The sequence below is a fragment of the Psychrobacter sp. TWP2-1-2 genome (genome assembly GCF_049896785.1).
Taxonomy (GTDB): domain Bacteria; phylum Pseudomonadota; class Gammaproteobacteria; order Pseudomonadales; family Moraxellaceae; genus Psychrobacter.
Map to the genome: position 1 here is coordinate 196,930 of NZ_JAFCVA010000001.1, position 22,799 is coordinate 219,728.

The window sequence follows — 22,799 nt, forward strand, 5'->3', positions numbered from 1 at the left end:
CAAAAATAATAGAAAATTGTCTATTAAGTGGACTATTTGCTATAGTTTGGCGGCCTCTAATACTTTACATAATAAGCTATTGTGAGGAAGATGAGGATGTATGTCATGGTTCACCATAGCGTATGAAGCGAGCTGTTGAAGCAATAAACGGTAGTCAATATGATTGTAGTGCTAATCTAAGATGTTGAACATTATTCCGCGTGGCGCCGCGCTAAGTTTAGCGTCTGCTTTGTTTGGCATACTTTTATTATTGGCTTTTGTACTGACTCATCAAATAAGTTGGTCAATTTCTGGTGTCTATCGCTATGATCTGTTGTTGGCTTATGCTTTAATTATTCAGGTTTTTTTGGTTTATTTCAAATTAGAAACGCCGCGTGAGGTATGGGTCATTGCTATTTTTCATATCATGGCCATGGCAATGGAGCTGTTTTTAACCCATCCCAAAATTGGTTCTTGGTATTATCCTGAACCAGCAATTTTTAGAGTTGCCACTGTGCCACTTTTTGCCGGTTTTATGTATTCGGCCGTAGGTAGTTTTTTAGCGCGTGGCTTAAGATTGTTTAATGCCTCTTTTACCGACTTGCCACGTTTACTATGGGTGAGTGTATTGGTTATTTTTTCTTATGCCAACTTCTTCACTAAGTTTTTTGTCCCTGATATTCGCAATATATTGTTCATCGCTTCGATAATTTTATTTTGGAAAACCAGAGTGTTTTTTCAAATCCATCACAAAAATAATCTTCAATTGCATGATACCAAGCAATATCAATGTCCATTTTTACCATTACTGTTGTTCCTCGCTTTTTTGGTTTGGTTGGCAGAAAATATTGCTACTTTTACCAATATTTGGCGTTATCCGTCACAAGCAAATGCATGGCATATGGTAGGTTGGGGTAAGCTGGGCTCTTGGTACTTATTACTGATGTTAAGTCTAGTGTTGGTTTTGGCAGTCATGGGCAAAAGGGATGAGAAAGGCGGTTGGCAGTTAGCTCGATAATTTTGATACTTGAGTTTGCCCTCATTATTTTGGCAGCGTTTGAATGATATATTCAAATTTTGTGGGACTGAATATTGAATCTATTATGACAATAAAAAAAACACCTCTTATATCTAAGAAGTGTTTTTATCGTAAAACTACGAAATACCTAAAGCTGCGTGTGCAAGCCACACTCACGGCTTTCTTCTACTTTCGTTGGATCAAAGTAATCAAATTCATTCGGTAAGTGATGCTCTTCGAGATAAACATCTAAATCGGCGTCAGTGTTTTCAAACAATGGCGCTACTTTTAAGACGCCATCTTTTGATAGGCTAAGTACATCAAGACCTTGGCGGAATTCGGTTTGATCTTTACGAATCGCATTGAACCAAACATCTGGCTTTAACTCATCTAGCGCACGGCGGAAGGGCTCTAATTTTACTTGGTCAGTGAATTCATCATGCTGTGGGTTGTCGATACCTGGGATACCGTTCATGGTCGCGTCACGATACGCTGCCGTTTGCTTAGGAATATAGGTGATGACGTTTAAGTTTAAATCACGGATGACTTTATTGGCAAATTGATAAGTGGCATCCGTGTTATAGCCTGAGTCTACCCACAATACGGTGATGTCAGGGCGCTGCTTGGCCACCAAATGCAGAATCGCTGACTCGTATGGGCGGAAGTTAGTCGTGATGATTGGGTTTTTCGCTTGGCTTAATGCCCACTCAACGATTTGCTCAGGCGACTTGCCTTGCAATGCTTGGTTGGCTTGGTCGAGGTCTAAACTTGGATGTAATTGGCTCATAATACCTTCCTTAATGGTTGTTAATATAAAATCGTTGATTAAAAATTTATGATCAGTGTTAAAGCTAGGCGATTGAGGGTTCTGACGGTTTAGCAAACATCGGTAAATCCGAAGCACTTTGTCCATCATAACTACTGGCAAGGGCGGTAAATGCTTGCTCAATGCCGAATTTAGAGTCTGGCTGCATGTCATGCTCGCTCAATACAAAGCTATCAACACCCATACGCAGTAGATATGCGATTTGATCACGGCCAAACGCGCCAGCCACCCGAATCTCACCTTGGTAGCCAATTTGGCGTAGGGTACGTGCAAAGCTAAAGTTGCGACCATCAGCGAATTTGGGCACATCGATAACGATAAGCGCCTGCGTTGATAAGAAATCACTAATACCTTCTAACGCATCAGCATCGGTGTCAGCCGTCACCCACAATCCAAGTCGACTGCTATGCTGAACGATCAGCTCATAAACCTCTTTGATCAGACCACCGACCTGCGCGCCTGATTCGTCTAATAGGTCAGCGAGCGGTACAATCACATCGGGCTTTTCTTGTCTTTGTAGCAGCTCAAGCAATGTGATGTTTGTTGATACAATACTTTCTGGTAGCGCGTCCGTGGTGAGTACATGCCATGTATCTTGACTGCCGATATCGACGCCATGACTGTCCAAAATATGGTGATTAGCCATAGACCTTCTCCTTAAATGGATCAATACCAACGCGCTCAACCAATTGACCAAAGCTTTCGACATCATTGTCGGTGCTGGCGCGCAAGTCTACATAGACATCAACGATTTGCTGTATGGTATTGGCAACCTCAAGAGCAGGGACAGATTTACCTAATATTTTTCCAAGTTTGGCATCGTCACTGGAATTGCCGCCAATGCTGATCTGATACCAATGCTCACCTTTTTTATCGACGCCCAAGATACCAATATCGCCTGTATGATGGTGCGCACACGCATTGATACAACCAGACATGTTTAAGCGAATCTCACCCAAATCATACAGATAGTCTAGATCATCGAACTGTTTTTCGATTTGTTCAGCGATGTTGTGTGTCGTCGCATTAGCAAGCGAGCAGTAGTCCCAACCTGGGCAGACAATCATATCTGTTAGGGTATTAATATTAGCGTGTGCTAAATGCAACTCTGCTAGCTGCTGCCACAATTCATAGAGAGTGTTGGTTTGCACATCAGCGAATACCAGATTCTGCTGATAAGTACCACGCAGTTCACCAAAGCTGTATTTGTCAGACAAATCAGCCAGTGCATCCATCTGTGACTCGCTGACATCACCAGAGGGCACATATTTGCCATCGACCAAGCCTGCTTTGAGCGAAATAACGACCGCACGATAACCAGCGACTTTATGCGCCACCGTATTTTGGTTGTACCAGTTAGCAAAGTCTTTATCAGCGTTTAATTGCTGTTGTAGCTCAGACTGTACTTGTAGTGCATCAAACGACACATAGTCAGGCTCACTGAAGAAGCTGCTCGCTGTTGCAAAGTTCTCATCAGTTAAGGTAAGCGAACCATCTTTGGTATGGGCTTCCCACTCAGCATTAACCAATTTGGCAAAGGCAGGGCCGCCCATGCTCTCGACCAAAATCTTAATGCGCGATCGGTATTTGCTGCCTTTATCACGGCGACCATGCAAGTTATAGACACGCAAGATGGCATCTAAATAGCTAAGCAGATGCTGACGCGGCAAGAACTTATTGATGACTTTACCCAAGACAGGAATACGTCCTAGACCACCACCGACCAATACTTCAAAACCAATCTCGCCTTCATCGTTGGTTTTGATATGCAGACCGACATCATGTACTTGGGTTGCCGCGCGGTCATCATTGGTCCCGATGACGGCAATCTTAAATTTACGTGGTAAAAAAGCAAACTCAGGATGGAAGGTTGACCACTGACGAATAATCTCACAATAGGGACGTGGGTCAGCGATTTCTTCTTTATGAATACCAGCATATGGATCGGTGGTTGTGTTACGAATACAGTTGCCCGAGGTTTGGATCGAGTGCATCTGTACTGATGCCAGCTCTGCCAAAATATCAGGCACGTCTTCTAGCTTTGGCCAATTCAGCTGGATATTGGTACGGGTAGTGAAGTGCCCATAACCTTTGTCATATTTACGAGTAATCTCAGCCAATTTTCGCAATTGGTAGCTGGCAAGTAGCCCGTAAGGAATAGCGATACGCAACATCGGTGCATAACGCTGAATATAAAGGCCGTTTTGTAATCGCAGCGGCAAAAATTGCTCTTCTGGCAGCTCACCTGCCAAAAACCGTTCGGTCTGGTCGCGAAACTGAGCGACTCGTTCTTCTACCAAGGTTTGGTCAGCGTAATTATATTGATACATGACGTAATCTCAATTTTGTTTTTAGTCTTAAAAGCAGTGACGAAAATGATTTGCGTGTGTAATCGGTCTTATTGCCAGTCGCAAGGTAAACCATTCAGAGTCACATCATATAAGCTTGCGTCTATAAACATAAATTCCTTTAAGACATATGTATATCCAAACACAGCATAAATTTTCATAACGAAAGTTAGGTAGCCTATGCTTATCAAATTTATCACTACCTATAAAGGTTATAAATCAATATGACATCTATCACCTCTAAGCAACCATCAAAACTTGTTCCGCCGCATGGCAGCACTGAGCTTAAGCCATTACTATTACAAGGTGAGGCACGCGCTCAAGCATTAAAACTTGCTAGCACTTTGCCAACCATTACTTTAAGCTCACGTGAGCGTGGTGATTTAATCATGTTCGGTATTGGTGGCTTTACGCCGTTGAGTGGCTTTATGAATCAAGCAGACTGGCAGGGTGTGGTTGATGATATGCGCTTGCAAAGTGGTGAAAACGCGGGTTTGTTTTGGCCAATTCCGATCACCTTGTCTGCACCAAAAGCGACTGCAGATAGTTTGAGTCAAGGAGATAAAGTAGCCTTGGTCGCTCAAGACGGCGAAATCATGGGTATCTTGACGGTAGAAGAAACCTATACCATCGATAAAAAGCATGAGTGTCAGCAAGTATTTACCACAACAGACCCAGAACATCCGGGCGTTCAACAAGTTTTAGAGCAAGGCGAAGTCAATATTGCAGGTAGTGTCGAGGTATTGAGTGAAGGCGAGTTCCCAACGTTATATCCAGAAATCTACAAAACGCCAGCAGAAACCCGCGCTATTTTGGACGCTAAAGGCTGGAAAACAGTGGCTGCCTTCCAAACGCGTAATCCAATGCACCGCTCACATGAGTATTTGGCAAAAATTGCGATTGAGATCTGTGACGGTGTATTGATTCATTCATTGCTAGGGGCACTCAAACCTGGTGATATCCCAGCCGACGTCCGTCAAGAAGCCATTAAAACCTTGATTGATAATTATTTTAGACAAGATACGGTTATTCAAGCGGGTTATCCGCTAGATATGCGTTATGCCGGTCCACGCGAGGCATTATTGCATGCGGTATTCCGTCAAAACTATGGCTGTAGCCACTTGATTGTTGGTCGTGACCATGCTGGAGTCGGCGATTATTATGGGGCATTTGATGCGCAAACGATTTTTGAGCACGTTGGGAAAGATGACCTTATCACCCAACCACTCAAAATTGGCTGGACGTTCTGGTGTAATGCTTGTAATGCGATGGCTTCCGACAAAACTTGCCCGCATGAAGCGTCTGAACACGTTAAAGTATCAGGTACCAAGCTGCGTAAAGCGCTATCAGAAGATGAAGAAGTACCAGACAACTTTAGCCGTCCAGAAGTACTACAAATTTTGCGTGATTATTATGCTGGTATCGCAAGAGAGGAACGTGCTGAAGTGAAATTAGTCGGTGCCTCTGCGGTGTAAACCAAGATTATCAGCATATGAACCAGTATCAAAAAAAGGTGCCAGATGATAAGTCTGACACCTTTTTTTATACTGGTTTTCAACGCCTGTTACCTAAGCTAGCGTTCGTTATCTATTAAATCTCTAAATCTGTTGTCAGCTTTTGATAGTCACCGACCAATGTGCCACCGCCAGAGCAGAAGTAGTTAAGCGCGTATTTATCTTGACTATCAATAGTCAGTTTATCATCCTTAAATTGAAAAAATGCCGTACTGTCATTGACTTTGCTTTGGAAAATAATGCCGTGCGCGTCGTCTTGACCCATTAATGTCGCCTTGCCATCAAACTGGCAACTGGGTTTTTTAACATCGCTACGGGCGCGAACCTTTATATTGATTTGCTGATCACTCTCTGCCCGTACCATGACGCCAACCCAATCATAGCCTTGCGCGCGCTTTTCATAACCTTCATCAGCATAATCTCCAACGACTGCTTGCACAGCTGGCATGACATCGGCTATTGGTTGTTTTACGGCTTGGTGATTCACGCTAGGTGTCACGTTATTACAGCCACTTAAGGCAAACAGAGCCGCCGATGTGGTGAAAAATACCGAAAAAAAGCGTGAGTGACGAGGTGGAGACATGATCATTTAAGTACCTTTGATAAAGGAGTGATTAAGAGGAATGGTCGTTATCTAAACGCAACGCCTAACAGCGTGGCTGTAAGGATATTAGAGATAGTATCGTTTATATAAAGGCTCGTCTATAGAGTAAGCAATACCATTACTTACTCAAAAGTGTCTGCTCATCACTATAGCGCAAAATACTTAGAAAAAATAAGCCTTGTAAAATAATTAATAAAATGACTTATGCCAAGTTAATCACTCGATAAGCGCATTTGTCACTAAGCATTTGACTCACATGCTGTTAGCATATTTCTCATTATCTATAGAACCGCATCCAAAGAATTATGAGCATTAATAAGATTGTCAATGCTGTGGAAAACGCTTCTATCAACATTATCGAGAGCACCCATGCAACCAGATAACAAAAGTATTCAGCAAATATTTCAAAAGCGTCATTTTGCTAACCTGCATACCCTTATTGAGGATAAAAAGACGCCGACGCCGCTCGCCAATATCAGTGTTAAAGTTGGTAGCGTACTGGCGTTTGCCATGCTAATGACAGGCTGTAATCCTACCGAAGCCACTCAACAAGACGGCTCGAACGCAACGGGTGATGCAAAAAATATCAGTTTATTAAATGTCTCTTATGATGTATCACGCGATTTTTATAAAGATTATAACGCTTTATTTAGCGCAGATTATCAGCAAAAGCATTCAGATAGTCAGGTAAATATCAACCAATCACATGGTGGCTCAAGCAAACAAGCGCTGTCGGTTGCCAATGGTCTGCAAGCAGATGTAGTCACTTTAAACCAAGAAAGTGATATGAATCTGTTGGTTAAAAAAGGCTTGGTTGCCTCTGACTGGCAGCAAGCGTTCCCGAACAATGCGGTGCCTTATACCAGTACCATGGTGCTATTGGTGCGCGATGGTAACCCCAAAAATATCAAAGACTGGTCTGACTTGGCGCGTAACGATATCGATGTCGTGATACCAAACCCAAAAACCAGTGGTACTGCGCGTTATGCGTTTTTGGGTGCCTATGGTTACGGATTACATCAATTTAAAGAAACAGTGCAAAGTCCTGCCAAAACGGATGATTTTATCAAAAAACTACTGGCAAACGTGGTCACTTATGACAATGGGGCGCGTGCCGCAACGACCAGCTTTACTCAGCGCGGGCTGGGCGATGTGCTCATCACGACCGAAAATGAAGCACATTTAGCCGCCAAGCAATTTGCCAAAGGACAGGTCGATATCGTTTATCCCAGTTATTCTATTGTGATTGCCAACCCAGTGGCGGTCGTAACAGCCGTTACTGACAAGGGCGGCAAGACGGCAGCGGCAAATGCTTACCTAAAAGGCTTATGGGACACCCCAGCACAAGAGCTCATGGCACAGATGTATATGCGTCCAAGTAACCCACAAGTGCTGGCAGCTCACAAAGCAACCTTGCCTGATATTGAGACTTTTGAGCCAGTAGCAGTATTTGGTTCTTGGGAGCAGATTATGGACACTTTCTTTGTCGATGGTGGGCGTTTCGATCAGCTAGCAAGAGTGAAGTAGGGGGTCGTTTGTCAAGAGATCGTCAATGGGCTGATACATGCTCAAAGTGCTCAATTTGTATGAGCCAGAGCGGGTAGTTAGTAGGGTGTCAGCGTTATGTATTAACGATATTATTTAAGTGATTGATAACCTTGTATTTATACCTTTGTTATTCCATTTTGGCAATAACATACGCATATTCATCATTAAACATAATAACATGGCACTGTTAGCATACTTGCATTACTTAACAGATACCTTTGAGGGATTTATGACATACGCTTTGCGATATCAACAAAAAAGTAAAAAACGTAACGTCTTGAGCATTGCAGGCGTTGCATTAACCTTGGGGCTGGCTGGCTGTAGCAATAGCGAGACAGAGACGACTGCTAATGCAGATGGCACAGTTGCCACAGAAGGTCAAAATATTGAGCTGCTGAACGTCTCTTATGATGTGGCACGTGACTTTTATAAAGACTACAACCCATTATTCGTTGAGCATTATAAATCTGAAAATCCAAACAGCAATGTTCTAATCAAGCAGTCACATGGTGGCTCAAGCAAACAAGCGCTGTCAGTTGCCAATGGTCTGCAAGCAGATGTCGCTACCATGAACCAAGGCTCTGATATTGAGTTGCTTGAGAAAAAAGGTTTGGTTGAGTCAGATTGGGAAAGCAAATTCCCAGACAATGCCGTCCCTTTTACCAGTACCATCGTATTCTTAGTCCGTAAAGACAATCCAAAAGGCATCAATGACTGGGAAGATTTGACCAAAGAAGGCGTTGAGATCGTCATGGCCAATCCAAAAGTGACGGGTAATGGTCGTTATGCGTTCCTGGGCGCTTATGGTTATGGCTTGCACGCTTTTGATAAAAACGAGACCAGTGCCAAAAACTACGTGAAAGACATGCTCAAAAACGTCAAAGTTTATGAAAATGGTGGGCGCGCTGCAACCACCACTTTCGTTCAGCGTGGTATTGGTGATGTCCTAGTGACTTTTGAAAATGAAGCCAACTTGGCAGCGACTGATTTCGGTGCGGGTAAAGTTGACATCGTTTATCCTAAATACTCTATTAAATCAGAAAGCCCTGTTGCGATTGTCAAGTCAGTGACAGATAAAAAAGGCACAACGGATGCCGCAAAAGCTTATCTTGACTACTTATGGAGCGAGCCTGCTCAGCAATTGGCCGCCAATCTATACTTGCGTCCTAGCGTCAAAAGCGTCCTTGATAAAAATGGTGATAAATTACCACCGATCGAAACATTCCGTCCAAATGATGCCTTTGGCACGTGGGATGAAATTATGGGTACTTACTTCAGTGATGGCGGCGTATTCGACCAGCTCGCCATTAACGCGCCGCAGTAATCACTTGCTAAGTGCATAAGAGCAGCTACTGCGCTAGCAAATGCAGTCAGTCACACCGTTAGTCATGCAGAACCTCATAAAGGACATGGTCATATACGCTATGTCCTTTATACCGTAAGCATATTAATAACTACCTGATAGCGTGGTTTTATAGACGACATCATCGTGAAATGCTTTCTGTTAAGTGCTCTTTTTAAGTATCAATAGTGAAAACCCACGTTAAGCAATAACAATAAATAGTAATCATCGCTAAGTACGATTGGTTAGGCAATAGGACATCATTATGAGTGCAAAAACATCTCCTGCCAGCAAAGCCCCTGCAAAAAAAGGGTGGTTAACACGTTTGCGCCAACGCAATGTGCTGCCAGGGTTCGGCCTGAGCATGGGTATCACGGTCTTTAGTTTGTCGCTACTGGTGGTATTACCATTTGCCATGATGGCCTACACCACGACTCAGATGGGTTGGACTGGATTCTGGGAGACGATTAGTCAGCCGCAAGTCACTGCTGCTATCAAGCTAAGCTTATGGATGTCGTTTTTAGCGATGCTGACCAACATGGTGTTTGGCACATTGGTCGCTTGGGTACTCGTACGCTACGAGTTCTGGGGTAAGTCGCTGATTAATGCGCTAGTTGATTTACCATTTGCATTACCAACGGCGGTCACAGGCATTTCGCTTGCGACCCTTTATGCCCCTAATGGTTTGATTGGACAGTGGTTTGATAAATTTGGCATTCAGGTCGCCTTTACACCTATAGGTATTTGGCTCGCATTGGTTGTGGTCAGTTTTCCCTTTATTGTCCGTGCTGTGCAGCCTGTACTCGCTGAGCTATCGGTTGAATTTGAAGAGGCAGCCGCGGTATTGGGTGCCAATCGTTTCACGACGTTTCGCAAAGTAATTTTGCCAGAGCTGTTGCCCGCTTTACTCATGGGTGCAGGCATGATGTTTGCTCGCGCCACTGGCGAGTACGGTTCGGTTATCTTTATCGCTGGCAATATCCCCATGCAATCAGAGATTTTACCGCTCATTATCATTAGTAAACTAGAGCAGTTTGATGTTCAAGGGGCTTCTGCAGTTGCATTATTTATGCTACTGATCTCATTTGTGATCTTATTGACCATTAACATCATGCAGTGGAAACTGTCGCGCCGTGTAGGAGCTCGCTAATGCAAATATCTAATAGCTACGACTACCAAAGTAACGCAGCGACTAAAGATACGCCATGGATACGCCTTACCTTTATCGTCATCGCAGTGCTATTTATGGTCATCATGTTGGTCATTCCGTTGCTGGCTGTGTTCTATGAAGCCTTTAAAGGTGGCTGGCAGTTGTATATTGCCTCGTTGGTTGATCCAGAAGCCCTGCAAGCCATTAAACTGACGTTAATTACCGCGGCTATCGTCTTGCCGATTAATATGGTAATGGGTATCGCAATCGCATGGTTAGTGACGCGCTATCAGTTTAAAGGTAAGCAGCTGGTCACCACTTTGCTTGATCTGCCATTTTCAGTATCACCCGTCGTGGCAGGTTTGATGTTTGTTTTACTATTCGGACTCAATTCCACCATTGGCGGCTGGCTTGAAAGCATGGGATTCCAAGTTATTTATGCGGTTCCAGGTATTGTATTGGCAACGCTGTTTGTTACTTTCCCTTTTGTAGCACGTGAGCTGATACCGCTGATGCAGACGCAAGGCGACTCTGAAGAGCAAGCGGCATTGACCTTGGGCGCAACTGGTTGGCAGACGTTTTGGCATGTGACATTACCCAATATCAAATGGGCACTACTTTATGGTTTGATTTTGACCAATGCGCGGGCAATGGGTGAGTTTGGGGCGGTGAGTGTGGTATCTGGTCATATTCGCGGCGAGACCAACACCATGCCACTACTGGTTGAGATTGCTTACAATGATTATAACTTTACCGCCGCTTTTGCCTTGTCAAGCCTACTTGCCGCGCTGGCGCTCGTGACGTTGCTTATTCAACAAGTCATGACTAAGCTACAAGAGCGCAAATTTGCCAAGTCCGAACGGCTGGGAAGTGTGCCTGAATTACTGGTAAGCGCCAACGCTACTAAGGCTACCAAGACTATTGATTCAACGACCGCTGAAATTTCGGATAAGTAATACTATCTACACTTGGTCTGAAAGGGCTGGCATTAGATTTAATTTAATAATGTAAATGCGGTAACCAAAAAATCTGCCACGATACCAAAGATATAATAAGAGAACCCATTATGAGCATCGAGATTCGCAACGTTAATAAAAAATTCGGTCAGTTTACCGCCTTAGATAATATCAATATCACCGTGCCGACTGGCAAGCTGACCACTTTGCTAGGACCATCAGGCTGTGGCAAAACGACGTTGCTACGCATTATCGCCGGCTTAGAATATGCTGACTCAGGGCAGATATTGTTTGATGAGATGGAAGTGACCAATACGCCAGTACAAAAGCGCCATATTGGCTTTATGTTTCAGCATTACGCATTGTTTCGTCATAAAAATATCGCCGATAATGTCGCCTTTGGACTGACCTTGTTACCAAAGAATGAGCGGCCAAGTAAGGCAGATATCAATAAGCGCGTTGCCGAGCTATTAGACTTGGTGCAGCTGCCACAAGTGGCCAATGCTTATCCGCATCAATTATCAGGCGGTCAGCGTCAACGGATTGCGCTGGCACGCGCCTTAGCAGTGAAGCCAAAGTTATTGTTGCTTGATGAGCCTTTTGGTGCACTAGATGCCAAAGTACGTAAAGAGCTGCGCACTTGGTTAAAGAACATTCACCATGAGCTTGGTATTACCAGCATCATGGTCACTCACGATCAAGAAGAAGCCCGCGCTGTATCAGATGAGATCGTGGTCATGAATCAAGGGCGGGTAGAGCAGGTAGGCACATCGGAGGAGCTGATACACCAGCCAGCCAATGCGTTTATCAGTGATTTTTTAGATTTGGCATAGTAAAATTTGGTGCAGTTTTTCTATTATCACCCATAAAAAAAGACCTATTTATTGTAGGTCTTTTTTTATGAGTTAAAGCAGGTCTCAATTTCATTTGGTATCTAGCATTATTGAGATCAAATGTTGATAGCAATAATGCTAGATAGTCATCATATCTCAGCAGGCTTGGACATATCGAGGTCTTTGCTAGATATTTGCTTATAAGTAATATCCAAAATCTCTTGGCACCATTCTGGCAAGTCGTCAGCGACTTCATACCACATCCACGTACCGTCGCGAACACAGCTTAAAATACCGAGTTTCTTTAAATGGTTCAAATGACGCGATATCGTTGGCTGTGGTTGATCTAGTATTTCTACCAACTCACCAACACAGCGCGATTCTTTGTTAAACAGAATTTGAAATATTTTTAAGCGCGTCGGGTCAGATAAGACTTTAAATAACTCGATAGGTCGTATCGTAAAATTATTATCAGACATAGAACAATTCCAATTGGGCTTTGTTAATAGGGGTTCAATATAACAGCAGTTATCTACAAAATCGATTAAAAAATGGGCTAAATTACAGTTCGTCGTTAATTTACTACCTTTCATCATATTCGGTTACACGCACGCTTATATTCACTTACATCAATTAACTGCGTGCAATATAACTCTACTTTGATTACTGTACTTTTATACCAATAATATATCAAATGCTATTGCAAATGATAATAGTTATCGTTATTATACATTAAGCCATAAAAATGACCGTGAATATCAAAGCAAACACTTTATTCATCATTTTTACCGTCAATGCACTAAATTTATGAGCAATACAAGCAGTTACCGAATAGCGGTATTCAGAGGAGCTAGACCATGTACGTATGCATCTGTAATGACGTAAAAGAAAAGCAAATCAAAGCAGCCATTGCTTCAGGTATCGATACCCTTGACGGTCTAAAAGATACCCTCGATGTTGCGACTTGCTGTGGCTGCTGCGAACCGATGGTTAACGATTACCTAGATGAGCATCATGCTAGACTCGATGTCTTGGCTTACGCTGTTTAAGCGTTATCAAACCACAGATTTACTACCCAGCTGTTCATTACCTCATTACACCAATATCACTAGTACGCCTCGATACCACAATACATTCAATATTCCGCACTTATCCTTTGGTCATTATACATAAAGGGTAAGTTGTGAGCGTCCGTATAACTTTACTCATACACCTACTTCAATGATATTGAGCATCATTAGCAGCCATTGTTGCGATAAATCAGTGATTACTAAAGCTAGCTAATTATGATTCTCAATTAGCATCTTATTCTTAGTTCATAACATTACAAGCTGTATAGCGCCTATATGCTACTATATCTGTCTCACGTTGTAAGACGTTTTGTTGATTTTGATCTTTACTGATCAGTTTACCAATAGTACTATCCTTATATGGATAATTATGAATTTACGGTGATGTGTAAAATATAAATAGGGGAGTATAGGTTATGATAGGTAGCCCAAAAGTCATTGATTATTTGAATTTTTTGTTAGGCGGTGAGCTTGCTGCCCGTGACCAGTATTTTATTCACTCAGAAATGTATGCTGAGTGGCATTATGGCAAATTGTACGACCGTATCCATCATGAGATGGCAGATGAGACGCTACATGCCCAATCTATTATTCGCCGTATCCTAATGCTGAGCGGCACGCCGAAAATGACGGTCAATGCCATCAATATCGGCGCGACAGTTCCTGAAATGCTGCAACTTGACCTTGAGCTAGAGTATCAAGTACAACAGCACTTAAAAGACGGTATTGCTCTTTGCGAAGCAGAGCGCGATTATGTCACGCGTGAGATGTTGGTAGAACAACTAAAAGACACTGAAGAAGATCATGCGCATTGGCTTGAGCAACAGTTGCGCTTAATTGAGATGATCAGTCTGCCCAATTATCTGCAAAGCCAAATGGCTGAAGTCACTCCCAATCTTGTTTAATGTCACGAAGATATGAACAATAACCATAGTATTTAGCATAAATAACGACATGAAAGGGAGAGAGATAATGAAAGGGGATAAAGAGGTTATTCGCGCTTTAAATAAAGTGCTCGGACAGTCATTGATTGCCATCAACCAGTACTTTTTACATGCGCGCATTGCGCGCCATTGGGGATTAGAAGTTCTCAATGAGAGTTTCTATAAACAATCCATCGCTGAGATGAAATGGTCTGATGAGCTGATTGCCCGGATTTTATTGCTAGGCGGTTTACCAAATTTGCAAGATTACGGCAAGATGTTCATCGGTGAAGATGTGCCAGAGATTATCGAATGCAATTTGCGCCTAGAAAAACAAAAATTCGATATCATTACCGATGCCATTACTCTATGTGAAACAAAGTCTGACTATGTGTCGCGCCAGCTATTGGTGACGCTAAAAGATGGTAATGAAGAGTATCAAGACTGGTTAGAGACTCAAGAAGACCTGATCGAAAGCATTGGGGTTGAGCGCTATATCCAATCACAAATGGATGATGACGCGCCTTAATGGTTCATTGTTGATGCAATGAATCGTACTATGCTCTAAAAATGCCAGCGTGTCGTGTGGTTTATAATCACTCATACATATGCTGGCATTTTTGTGTCTCATATTTGACAACGCGTACTATCTGCACTGCTGACAAAATCAACGCTTAATCAATATTTTTTCAAACTCTTTATTCAAAATCTAAATATCAGCGGCTCAGTATAAGCCGCGCCCATCTTCGGGCTTAAGTCGTAAGAAGTACAGCCCCGAGAGAATGGTTAAGATCCCAAGTATCCAATAGGTGGTTTGAAACGCTGTCAGCGTATCCATTTGTAGCCTTTCACGTAACAGCGTCAGTACCGCTGCCCCAAAAGCAATACCGAAACTAATCGCTAACTGCTGATTGACCGCCATCAAGCTATTGCCGCTACTAGTTTGAGCGCCTTCTAAATCACCGATAGTAATCGTATTCATCGCGCTGAATTGCATAGAATTACAAGCGCCCATTATGGTCAAAATAGGAATAAACCATAACCACTGTGAGGCATCGGTAAACTGTGCCAACACAATGATGAGCGTGCCCATCAAAAACGTGTTGAAGACCAGCACTTTGCGATAAGTATAACGCTGAATAATTTTACTGACCCAGGGTTTAATCCCGATAGCACCGACTGCGATGGGCGCAAGTAGCCAACCTGCCTGCGACGGTGAGTATTCAAACACCACTTGCAGCAACAGCGGCAGCAAAAACGGTACGGCGCTAATACCTAAGCGCGTGAATAGGTTACCAGTAATGCCAATACGAAAGGTTCGAATGTCAAACAAACTCAAGGGGAACAACGGTGCTTGACGACGCTTGGCGTGCCAAATATAAGCGCCTATCAATAAACTGGCCACCAAACTAAGCAACAACCCATAAAACCCTCGACCAGTCTGTGAGCCGAACTCTACAGCAAGCGTAAACCCACAAGCAGCGGCAGCAAACAATAAAAATCCTGTCCAATCAAGCCGCTTGGTATCCTCAAATAAGGCAGGGACCAGTTTTTTGCCCATGATAAAGCCAAAAATACCCATCGGTATATTGATCAAAAATATCCAATGCCAACTGGTATATTGTACGATATAGCCACCTAAGACCGGTCCTACTAGCGGTGCTACCAAAGCAGGAATTACCGCAAAGTTCATGACGGTCAGCAGCTTATTGCGTGGGTAGGATTTGACCAAAATTAAGCGAGCCACAGGCGTCATCATCGCCCCGCCAATACCTTGTATAACCCGTGAACCAATCAAAAAATCCAACGTTGGTGACGCAGCACATAGCAGTGAGCCAATACAAAAGATAATAATCGCTGCCAAAAATACTCGGCGCGTGCCGTATTTATCCGCCAAAAAACCACTGATGGGAATAAATATGGCCAAAGTTAGCGCATAACTGATCACCGCCCACTGCATTTTTAATGGAGACTCACCCAGCGCCTGTGCCATCTGCGGTAATGAGGTATTTAATATAGTGGCATCCAAAATTTGCATAAATAGCGCCACCGCTAGCACATAGGGCAAGTATTTATCTTGTGTCGGGGTTAGCGTTACCATGTAAATCTCATTAGATATCCCATCATAAAATGAACAAAATAGTCTATTGACGACTAATTCGCTATACCAACCGAGTAGTATAAGAAAGACTCAATCATAATAAAAGGGAATCAAAGTAACGGCTGGCGGTTGAGGTTATAGAATTCTGTGTTTAGAGGTAATAATATTAACACTGCTTACAAGAGAGGACTTTAATATCAGGGTTGGTTATCGTTATAGTAAACCCTCGCTAACGACTTAAGCCAATAGATAAGCAATACAGCCAATCTCATCTCAATCATATAAGATTGGATTGACTACCGACGATATAAGTAGAAGCATCAACAATACGATAAAGATAAACTGAGGATATATTATGAGTCAGGAAAATAACAAAGCTTGCAATCATACCGATGGGCAAAACGATAAATATGTCCCGCCAAAGGTTTGGACGCAGGACAAAGAAAACGGTGGTAAGTTTGCCAGTATCAATCGCCCAACAGCGGGTGCGCGCTATGAGAAAGCGCTGCCAGTAGGCGCTGCGCCATTACAGCTGTACTCATTGAATACGCCAAATGGCGTCAAGGTTAATATCCTGTTAGAAGAGCTTGCCGAGATTGGTGTTAAAGGTGCTGAATATGATGCCTATAAAATTGATATCTCTCAAGGAGAGCAGTTTGGTTCTGGCTTTGTAGCCATAAACCCTAACTCAAAAATTCCAGCCTTGGTTGATCATTCTGCCGATATAGCTGGCGAGCCGATAGCACTTTTTGAGTCTGGTGCTATCTTGATGTATCTGGCAGAAAAATTTGACCAATTTATGCCTTTATCACTTGGCAAAGCACGGGCAGAGTGTTTGTCTTGGGTCATGTGGCAGATGGGTAGTGCGCCTTTCTTAGGTGGCGGCTTCGGACATTTTTATGCTTATGCGCCTGAACCGCTAGAGTACCCAATCAACCGATATACCATGGAAACCAAACGCCAGCTCGATGTGCTGGATACCCACCTAAAAGACAGCACATATATGTGTGGCAATAACGAAGCCGATTATAATATTGCGGATATGATTATTTGGGCATGGTATGGACAATTGGTGCTTGGAAAGCTCTATGATGCCGCCGAGTTCCTACAAGTTGATGACTACAAGCATGTGAAGCGCTGGGCACAGGCAATTGCTGAACGTCCAGCCGTTAAGCGTGCCGTAGACCTGTCATTAAAGCCTATTGACTAAACCTATCGATAACAGACGCATTAATAAAATCAAGGCTGATAGGCTATTTGCTTATCAGCCTTGATTTTATCCGACATCTTGCTATTCTATATTCATATATGGTTATATTAAAATAGAGATATACTTACCTGTTTACACAATGATACATTAGTACAACAGATAGAAACCTTAGTACGTTAAGATAGCTTGAGTAGCTCAAGCAGATAACACCTTAATAAGCGGGTATTTGTACTGCTTATTTAATTGGCTCAATACCATTGGGATACCAGCAAGGTGAATAGAGCCAATTACAATAGACTGAGTAAGTCACACAGAATATCTGATTGAAATAAGATTGACTATATTGATGGATAACGATTATGAAGGATGATAACCGTAAACGGATCAACTTCTCACGACAGGCGATGGCTAGCGAATTAAAAGTTATTAATACTAAACTCAGCGCCATTCATAACGATCAACAGATAGATACTGATCGATACTCAATATTGCAATACAAAGCCAACTTAACCACCCATCCTAAAAAAATAAAAAAGATACTCTTATTGATGATAAAAAATAAAATACGATTACCTATGTTTGCTGCTATCAGCGCAGCTTTATTTAGTACAGCGACGATGGCCAGCAATGGCGTTGAATTTACCAATCAAGACTGGCAAGTAGTATGCGACAATACCCGTACGTGCCGGCTGGCAGGCTATCAAGCAGAAAACAATAGCGAATTTCCTATATCGGTATTGCTCATACGCCGTGCAGGCGCAAATGCTGGTGTGGATGGCAAGGTAAAGCTGGGCGGTGCTAAGGAAAGCTCATCTAAAGCCTTGATGCAACTTGGCAATCGTCATCGTATATCGTTGTTCATCAATGGTAGAGACTATGGTGAAACCAAGCCTTTTTCAACTGCAGCAGGTAATGCTGATCTGACCCCAACACAAGTCACAGCGCTACTAGAGGCACTGACTAAGTCAAGCAAAATTGAGCTAGTGCTACGTAACTCACGCTGGCAACTGTCTGATAAAGGGGCTAGCGCCGTCATGCTCAAAGCAGATGAAGCCCAAGGTCGAGTAGGGACATCATCTGCCTTTATCAACACTGATGGTGCCGCCAAATCAAATAGCACTGTATTGTCACCCAAGTCCGCACCAAAACTGCGCTTTGTGGCGCCCAATCCGAAAGCCGTCGCTAGTGACAATAGAAAGTTTGTGATGAAATCGTCGCAGCTAGCGGCGCTGATGAAGAGTACAATGAAAGATGCGGATAGTGACTGTCCCAATCTATCAGACAAATCACCATGGCGTGTGAGCCGACTGAATGGCTCACAGCTGTTGGCACAACACGATTGCTGGACGGGCGCTTATAATACTGGTGCAGGCATCTGGGTCATCAATGATAGTAAACCTTATAAGCCAACATTGGTAACCACGAACGCCACTGGTTATGATAAGGGTAAAATCACTTCCGTACAAAAAGGTCGCGGCATCGGTGATTGTTTAACCAAGACTGATTGGGTATGGACAGGTAAGGCATTTGAAAAAAGCCATGAAAGTACCACAGGGCTTTGCCGTATGATTGAAGCGGGCGGTGCGTGGCAGCTGCCGACGTATGTCACTGAAGTTAAAATGGTGCGATAGCCGCCAATAATACTGCTGATTGTCTTATTACTCAGCATATTGAATGCGTACATCTATAAGTAATTTTGCTCTATTTACCGAGAAATTTAATAAATAGCTACATATAATATTTTATTGTGCTATACTGCGTCGCCACGTTAGCTTAGGCTTTCGTGAATTATGAGATTGATAACATCGCCTGCGATTTTGGGTCTAGGATGACCATAAGTAATTGTTGCCGATGATTTTGTGTACTTAAATAACCTGTCATGAAAATAGCAGTTATTTTTGACTCATATCTTATCTACCGAACCATAAATGTGGTTTAAATTGGTTGTTATTCGCGATTATTTGCTTTGGACAAAGCATTAATAATACGCTTATATCAAACAAGGATGAGACACTCGGCACTACCACCAAAATACGTCAGACAGCACGAACGCATTTATTGTAGAGTCTCTAAGCTTTATTGGCTTGGCTTCTGATTATCGACACTTACATGTGGTCCGGTAATTCTTTAATAAAGGCAGCGTGGTGAACGGTTATCAGTGGTATGCATCAAGCTTGCTGAATTTACAGCAACTTATACTTACCAAGGATTCTCATGACTGATATTTTATCTGCAATCGCCGCTGAAAACGGCATCATCGAAAAAACTGACACTCCAAATACTGATACTAATAATCAAGCGGCTACTACTGACGCGACTGATGAAGATCAAATCACCTTTGCTGAACTAGACATTGCCAAGCCGATTTTGACCGCGCTTGATCGCAGTGGTTATACCAATCCAACACCTATTCAAGCACAAGCGATTCCTTTTGCACTAGCGGGCCGCGACTTATTATTGTCTGCGCAAACCGGTAGTGGTAAAACGGCGGCATTCGTTATCCCTGTACTTGACCGTTTAAGCCGTGCCACTAGCTTTGACAAATTAACTAAAGCTCTTATCTTAACGCCAACGCGTGAACTTGCTCAGCAAGTACATGATAGCGTACGTACTTATTCTAAAGACATGCGTGGTCTATTCTGCGTACCTTTAGTGGGCGGCGCACCATACAATGGTCAGATCACTGCGTTGAAAAAAGGCGTTCAAGTTATCGTTGCGACCCCAGGTCGTTTACTTGACCATATCAATGCTGGTCGTGTTGACTTATCAAGCCTAGAAATTTTGGTACTTGATGAAGCTGACCGTATGCTAGACATGGGTTTTGCTGATGACATCAGTGACATCCTTCGTGCCGCACCAATTGATCGTCAAACGATTATGTGTTCTGCAACTTGGGATGGCCCAGTAGGTAAAATCGCTGCCAGCTTCACTAAGAACCCTGAGCGTGTATCAATCAAAGTAGAATCTGCACACATCGAAGAAAAAGTGTACTACTGTGATGATTTTGATCACAAAAACCGTTTGCTTGATAAAATCGTTTGTCAGCAAGATATGGAACAGATCATTATCTTTGCTGCTACCAAACGTAGTACTGAAAAACTGGCCAAACAGCTACAAGAAGCGGGTCATAAAGCAAGCTTCCTACATGGTGATTTGCCACAAAGCAAGCGTAACCGTATCGTTCAAGACTTGCGTAATGGTAAAGTAAAAATCCTAGTAGCGACTGACGTTGCTGCTCGTGGTCTAGATATCCCAGCTATCTCGCACGTTATTAACTATGACTTGCCACGCCAAACTGAAGATTACGTCCATCGTATCGGTCGTTGTGGTCGTGCTGGTCGTACTGGTATCGCTATCAGCTTGTGTAGCATGGATGATCGTCCACAGCTAAACGCTATCAACCGTTATTTAGATCGCAAAATGGAAGTATGTATCATCGAAGGCATGGAGCCTAAGAAGACTTATGTACCTAGCGAAAATAAAGGTAATGGTCGTGGTCGCGGTCGTGGTCGTTCAAACGGCGGTGGTAATGGTCAAGGCCGTGGTCGCGCGGGTGGTGGTTATCAAGGTAATCCTGCTAATGCTCGCGGTCGTTCAAGCGACAGCTCATCAACTGGTCAACGCGCTAGCAATGACAGCGGTTATCAAGGTAAGCCACGTGACGCGTCAGGCAAACCAAACGAGCGTTCAGGTGGCAAGCCGTATCAAGGCAAGCGCACTGGTGCTCCTAGCCGCGGCGATAGCACTGGCGTTCCACGTGGTGAGCGTGCTGCAACAGGTCGTGGTCGTCCAAGTGGCAGCCAAGGTCGCCCAGCTGGTCGTTCTGACAGCCGTGGTCAAGGTCGTCCAAACGGCGGCAACCGTGGTAACAACTCGTAATATTGTTATATTTGGTGATTAAAGTTATTAATTACTTGATCGCCTAAAGATAGCACTAAAAAAGCCAGATACTTGTTATCTGGCTTTTTTGTGTTTATTCGATCGCTGCTTGCGCGTTTTTTTCGCCTTGTCTATACTAACAAGCTTTTATTCATCGTGTGCTGCGGAGCTATTTGATGCCCGATATTTCTCATTTAACTATTGATAGCCTGCCATTGGCTTTTGGCATCATTATGGCCATTATCGGCTTGGTTTTTTATACTCAAGGATTACCCGGTAAATTTTGGCAGCGCTTTTATGCGGTATTACCGGGTATCGTGCTGTGCTGCTTTATCCCTGCGACGCTAAACAGTTTAGGCGTCTTCGCTGATGGCATCGGCTCACAAATTTACGGCTTTACTGCCACGTATCTGCTGCCAGCAAGTTTGCTGCTAATGACTTTATCAATGGATGTACCCAAGATATTGGGCTTAGGCTGGAAAGCCATCGCCATGTTTTTCGCCGCCAGTATCGCGATTATTATCAGTGGTCCAATAAGCTTGGGTGTCGCTAAATGGATATCGCCTGAGATGTTTACTGATGACACGCTATGGCGTGGGTTTTCGGCGGTGGCGGGTAGTTGGATCGGCGGCGCGGCAAACCAAGCGGCGATGAAGGAGCTATTTGGCGTCAGTGATGATTTATTTGGGATGATGATTTTGGTCGATACCACCAATGCTTCATTATGGTTATTGGCTATCTTGGTATTGGCGAAGCATAGCGATAAGATAGATCGGCTATTGAGGGCAGATACCAGTAGTATTGATGAAGTGATTAAGGCGGTTGAGAATTATGAGCGTGACAATGCTCGTCCAGCAACTTTAAATGACTTGATGGTGATGTTTGGCTTATGCTTTGCTATGGTGGGTGTCGCACACTTTATTGGTGGTCAGATTGCAGGGTTTTTTGCGCCCTATAGCTGGGCAGTACAATATAGCTTTGCCAGCTCGTTCTTTTGGATGGTTGTGATTATAACCTTGATAGGGGTGATTTTTTCCTTTACCAAGATTCGTAGGCTCGACCATGTGGGCGCTTCCAAAATTGGTACGGTATTCATCTTCATCTTGATTGCTGCTATTGGTATGCAAATCAATCTTGCGGGTATCGTTTCGCAATGGCGATTGTTACTTATTGGTTTATTATGGATGAGCATTCACGTTGTCATTATCTTTGCTGTGGCTAGGATAATTCGTGCGCCGTTTTTCTTTTTGGCAGTCGGCTCCAATGCCAATACTGGCGGTGCATCATCAGCACCCATTGTCGCAACAGCATTTCACCCATCACTCGCGCCAGTTGGGGTGTTTTTGGGTATTCTCGGTTATGCGGTAGGTACTTTCGGTGGCTATATTAGTACCCAATTGATGCGCTTGGTAGTAGGGTGAGCTCGAATATAATGCTCAGCATTGGTAACGCTAGACGCTTCTGTAGTAACGCTAACTAGTCTGCGCTGTTAATCGCT

Annotated in this window: 19 protein-coding genes and 1 pseudogene; 14 read left to right on the forward strand and 6 right to left on the reverse strand. The window is 43.4% G+C overall.

Annotated elements, in window-relative coordinates; translation table 11 throughout:
- Nucleotides 1-181: 181 nt before the first annotated feature.
- On the forward strand, nucleotides 182-997 hold the full coding sequence (locus tag ACP7AE_RS00815; RefSeq protein WP_426241025.1) for a DUF817 family protein: 816 nt from the start codon (nucleotides 182-184) through the stop codon (nucleotides 995-997).
- A gap of 148 nt (nucleotides 998-1,145) precedes the next feature.
- Here the strand turns inward: ACP7AE_RS00815 and ACP7AE_RS00820 are convergent, their stop codons facing one another.
- The 3 genes from ACP7AE_RS00820 to ACP7AE_RS00830 form a co-directional block, all read right to left on the reverse strand.
- Nucleotides 1,146-1,784 carry a phosphoadenosine phosphosulfate reductase family protein gene (locus ACP7AE_RS00820; RefSeq protein WP_426241026.1) on the reverse strand — a complete coding sequence of 213 codons (639 nt, stop codon included), beginning with the start codon at nucleotides 1,782-1,784 and terminating at the stop codon, nucleotides 1,146-1,148.
- Nucleotides 1,785-1,848: 64 nt separating this feature from the next.
- Complete coding sequence (locus ACP7AE_RS00825) at nucleotides 1,849-2,469, reverse strand: DUF934 domain-containing protein (protein ID WP_426241027.1); 621 nt, start codon at nucleotides 2,467-2,469, stop codon at nucleotides 1,849-1,851.
- The gene (locus ACP7AE_RS00830; protein WP_426241028.1) at nucleotides 2,462-4,153 is read right to left on the reverse strand and encodes a nitrite/sulfite reductase; all 1,692 of its coding nucleotides are present in this window, start codon (nucleotides 4,151-4,153) and stop codon (nucleotides 2,462-2,464) included. Before ACP7AE_RS00830 ends, ACP7AE_RS00825 begins: the two co-directional genes overlap by 8 nt.
- Nucleotides 4,154-4,395: 242 nt before the next feature.
- On the opposite strand from ACP7AE_RS00830, the gene sat reads away from it, so the two are divergent.
- A complete protein-coding gene (gene sat, locus ACP7AE_RS00835; RefSeq protein ID WP_426241029.1) occupies nucleotides 4,396-5,646 on the forward strand; it encodes a sulfate adenylyltransferase in 1,251 nt (416 codons plus the stop codon).
- Nucleotides 5,647-5,761: 115 nt separating this feature from the next.
- Here sat and ACP7AE_RS00840 read toward each other — a convergent pair whose 3' ends face one another.
- Nucleotides 5,762-6,268, reverse strand: a complete 507-nt coding sequence (locus tag ACP7AE_RS00840) for a hypothetical protein (protein WP_426241030.1) — start codon at nucleotides 6,266-6,268, stop codon at nucleotides 5,762-5,764.
- A 390-nt stretch (nucleotides 6,269-6,658) separates the two neighbouring features.
- Here ACP7AE_RS00840 and ACP7AE_RS00845 point away from each other — a divergent pair, with 390 nt between their 5' ends.
- The 5 genes and pseudogenes from ACP7AE_RS00845 to ACP7AE_RS00865 form a co-directional block, all read left to right on the forward strand.
- Entirely contained in the window at nucleotides 6,659-7,816 is a 1,158-nt protein-coding gene (locus ACP7AE_RS00845; RefSeq protein ID WP_426241031.1) for a sulfate ABC transporter substrate-binding protein, read from the forward strand.
- A gap of 250 nt (nucleotides 7,817-8,066) precedes the next feature.
- Complete coding sequence (locus ACP7AE_RS00850; protein ID WP_426241032.1) at nucleotides 8,067-9,161, forward strand: sulfate ABC transporter substrate-binding protein; 1,095 nt, start codon at nucleotides 8,067-8,069, stop codon at nucleotides 9,159-9,161.
- 283 nt (nucleotides 9,162-9,444) lie between these two features.
- Nucleotides 9,445-10,329, forward strand: coding sequence for a sulfate ABC transporter permease subunit CysT (gene cysT, locus ACP7AE_RS00855; protein WP_045448154.1), 885 nt, complete (start codon nucleotides 9,445-9,447; stop codon nucleotides 10,327-10,329).
- Nucleotides 10,329-11,285, forward strand: coding sequence for a sulfate ABC transporter permease subunit CysW (gene cysW, locus ACP7AE_RS00860; RefSeq protein WP_426241033.1), 957 nt, complete (start codon nucleotides 10,329-10,331; stop codon nucleotides 11,283-11,285). Before cysT ends, cysW begins: the two co-directional genes overlap by 1 nt.
- 110 nt (nucleotides 11,286-11,395) lie before the next feature.
- Nucleotides 11,396-12,115: pseudogene (locus ACP7AE_RS00865) on the forward strand (sulfate/molybdate ABC transporter ATP-binding protein); the annotation flags it as partial.
- A 152-nt stretch (nucleotides 12,116-12,267) separates the two neighbouring features.
- On the opposite strand, the gene ACP7AE_RS00870 reads toward ACP7AE_RS00865, so the two are convergent.
- On the reverse strand, nucleotides 12,268-12,597 hold the full coding sequence (locus ACP7AE_RS00870; protein ID WP_045447327.1) for an ArsR/SmtB family transcription factor: 330 nt from the start codon (nucleotides 12,595-12,597) through the stop codon (nucleotides 12,268-12,270).
- A gap of 378 nt (nucleotides 12,598-12,975) precedes the next feature.
- On the opposite strand from ACP7AE_RS00870, the gene ACP7AE_RS00875 reads away from it, so the two are divergent.
- The 3 genes from ACP7AE_RS00875 (at nucleotide 12,976) to bfr (ACP7AE_RS00885) (ending at nucleotide 14,640) form a co-directional block, all read left to right on the forward strand.
- Nucleotides 12,976-13,167, forward strand: coding sequence for a (2Fe-2S)-binding protein (locus ACP7AE_RS00875; RefSeq protein ID WP_045447323.1), 192 nt, complete (start codon nucleotides 12,976-12,978; stop codon nucleotides 13,165-13,167).
- Nucleotides 13,168-13,604: 437 nt separating this feature from the next.
- The gene (gene bfr / locus ACP7AE_RS00880; protein WP_045447320.1) at nucleotides 13,605-14,093 is read left to right on the forward strand and encodes a bacterioferritin; all 489 of its coding nucleotides are present in this window, start codon (nucleotides 13,605-13,607) and stop codon (nucleotides 14,091-14,093) included.
- A 67-nt stretch (nucleotides 14,094-14,160) separates the two neighbouring features.
- Nucleotides 14,161-14,640 carry a bacterioferritin gene (bfr, locus tag ACP7AE_RS00885; protein WP_426241034.1) on the forward strand — a complete coding sequence of 160 codons (480 nt, stop codon included), beginning with the start codon at nucleotides 14,161-14,163 and terminating at the stop codon, nucleotides 14,638-14,640.
- A 195-nt stretch (nucleotides 14,641-14,835) separates the two neighbouring features.
- Here bfr (ACP7AE_RS00885) and ACP7AE_RS00890 read toward each other — a convergent pair whose 3' ends face one another.
- A complete protein-coding gene (locus ACP7AE_RS00890) occupies nucleotides 14,836-16,212 on the reverse strand; it encodes a DHA2 family efflux MFS transporter permease subunit (RefSeq protein WP_426241035.1) in 1,377 nt (458 codons plus the stop codon).
- Nucleotides 16,213-16,567: 355 nt separating this feature from the next.
- Here ACP7AE_RS00890 and yghU point away from each other — a divergent pair, with 355 nt between their 5' ends.
- From yghU to ACP7AE_RS00910, 4 genes are all read left to right on the forward strand, one after another.
- A complete protein-coding gene (gene yghU, locus ACP7AE_RS00895) occupies nucleotides 16,568-17,422 on the forward strand; it encodes a glutathione-dependent disulfide-bond oxidoreductase (RefSeq protein WP_426241036.1) in 855 nt (284 codons plus the stop codon).
- Between the two features lie 359 nt (nucleotides 17,423-17,781).
- Nucleotides 17,782-19,053 (forward strand): DUF1176 domain-containing protein, encoded by a 1,272-nt coding sequence (locus ACP7AE_RS00900; protein WP_426241037.1) that lies wholly within the window; start codon nucleotides 17,782-17,784, stop codon nucleotides 19,051-19,053.
- A 583-nt stretch (nucleotides 19,054-19,636) separates the two neighbouring features.
- Nucleotides 19,637-21,301 carry a DEAD/DEAH box helicase gene (locus tag ACP7AE_RS00905; RefSeq protein ID WP_426241038.1) on the forward strand — a complete coding sequence of 555 codons (1,665 nt, stop codon included), beginning with the start codon at nucleotides 19,637-19,639 and terminating at the stop codon, nucleotides 21,299-21,301.
- A 176-nt stretch (nucleotides 21,302-21,477) separates the two neighbouring features.
- Nucleotides 21,478-22,722, forward strand: coding sequence for a DUF819 domain-containing protein (locus ACP7AE_RS00910; protein ID WP_426241039.1), 1,245 nt, complete (start codon nucleotides 21,478-21,480; stop codon nucleotides 22,720-22,722).
- Nucleotides 22,723-22,799: the final 77 nt, after the last annotated feature.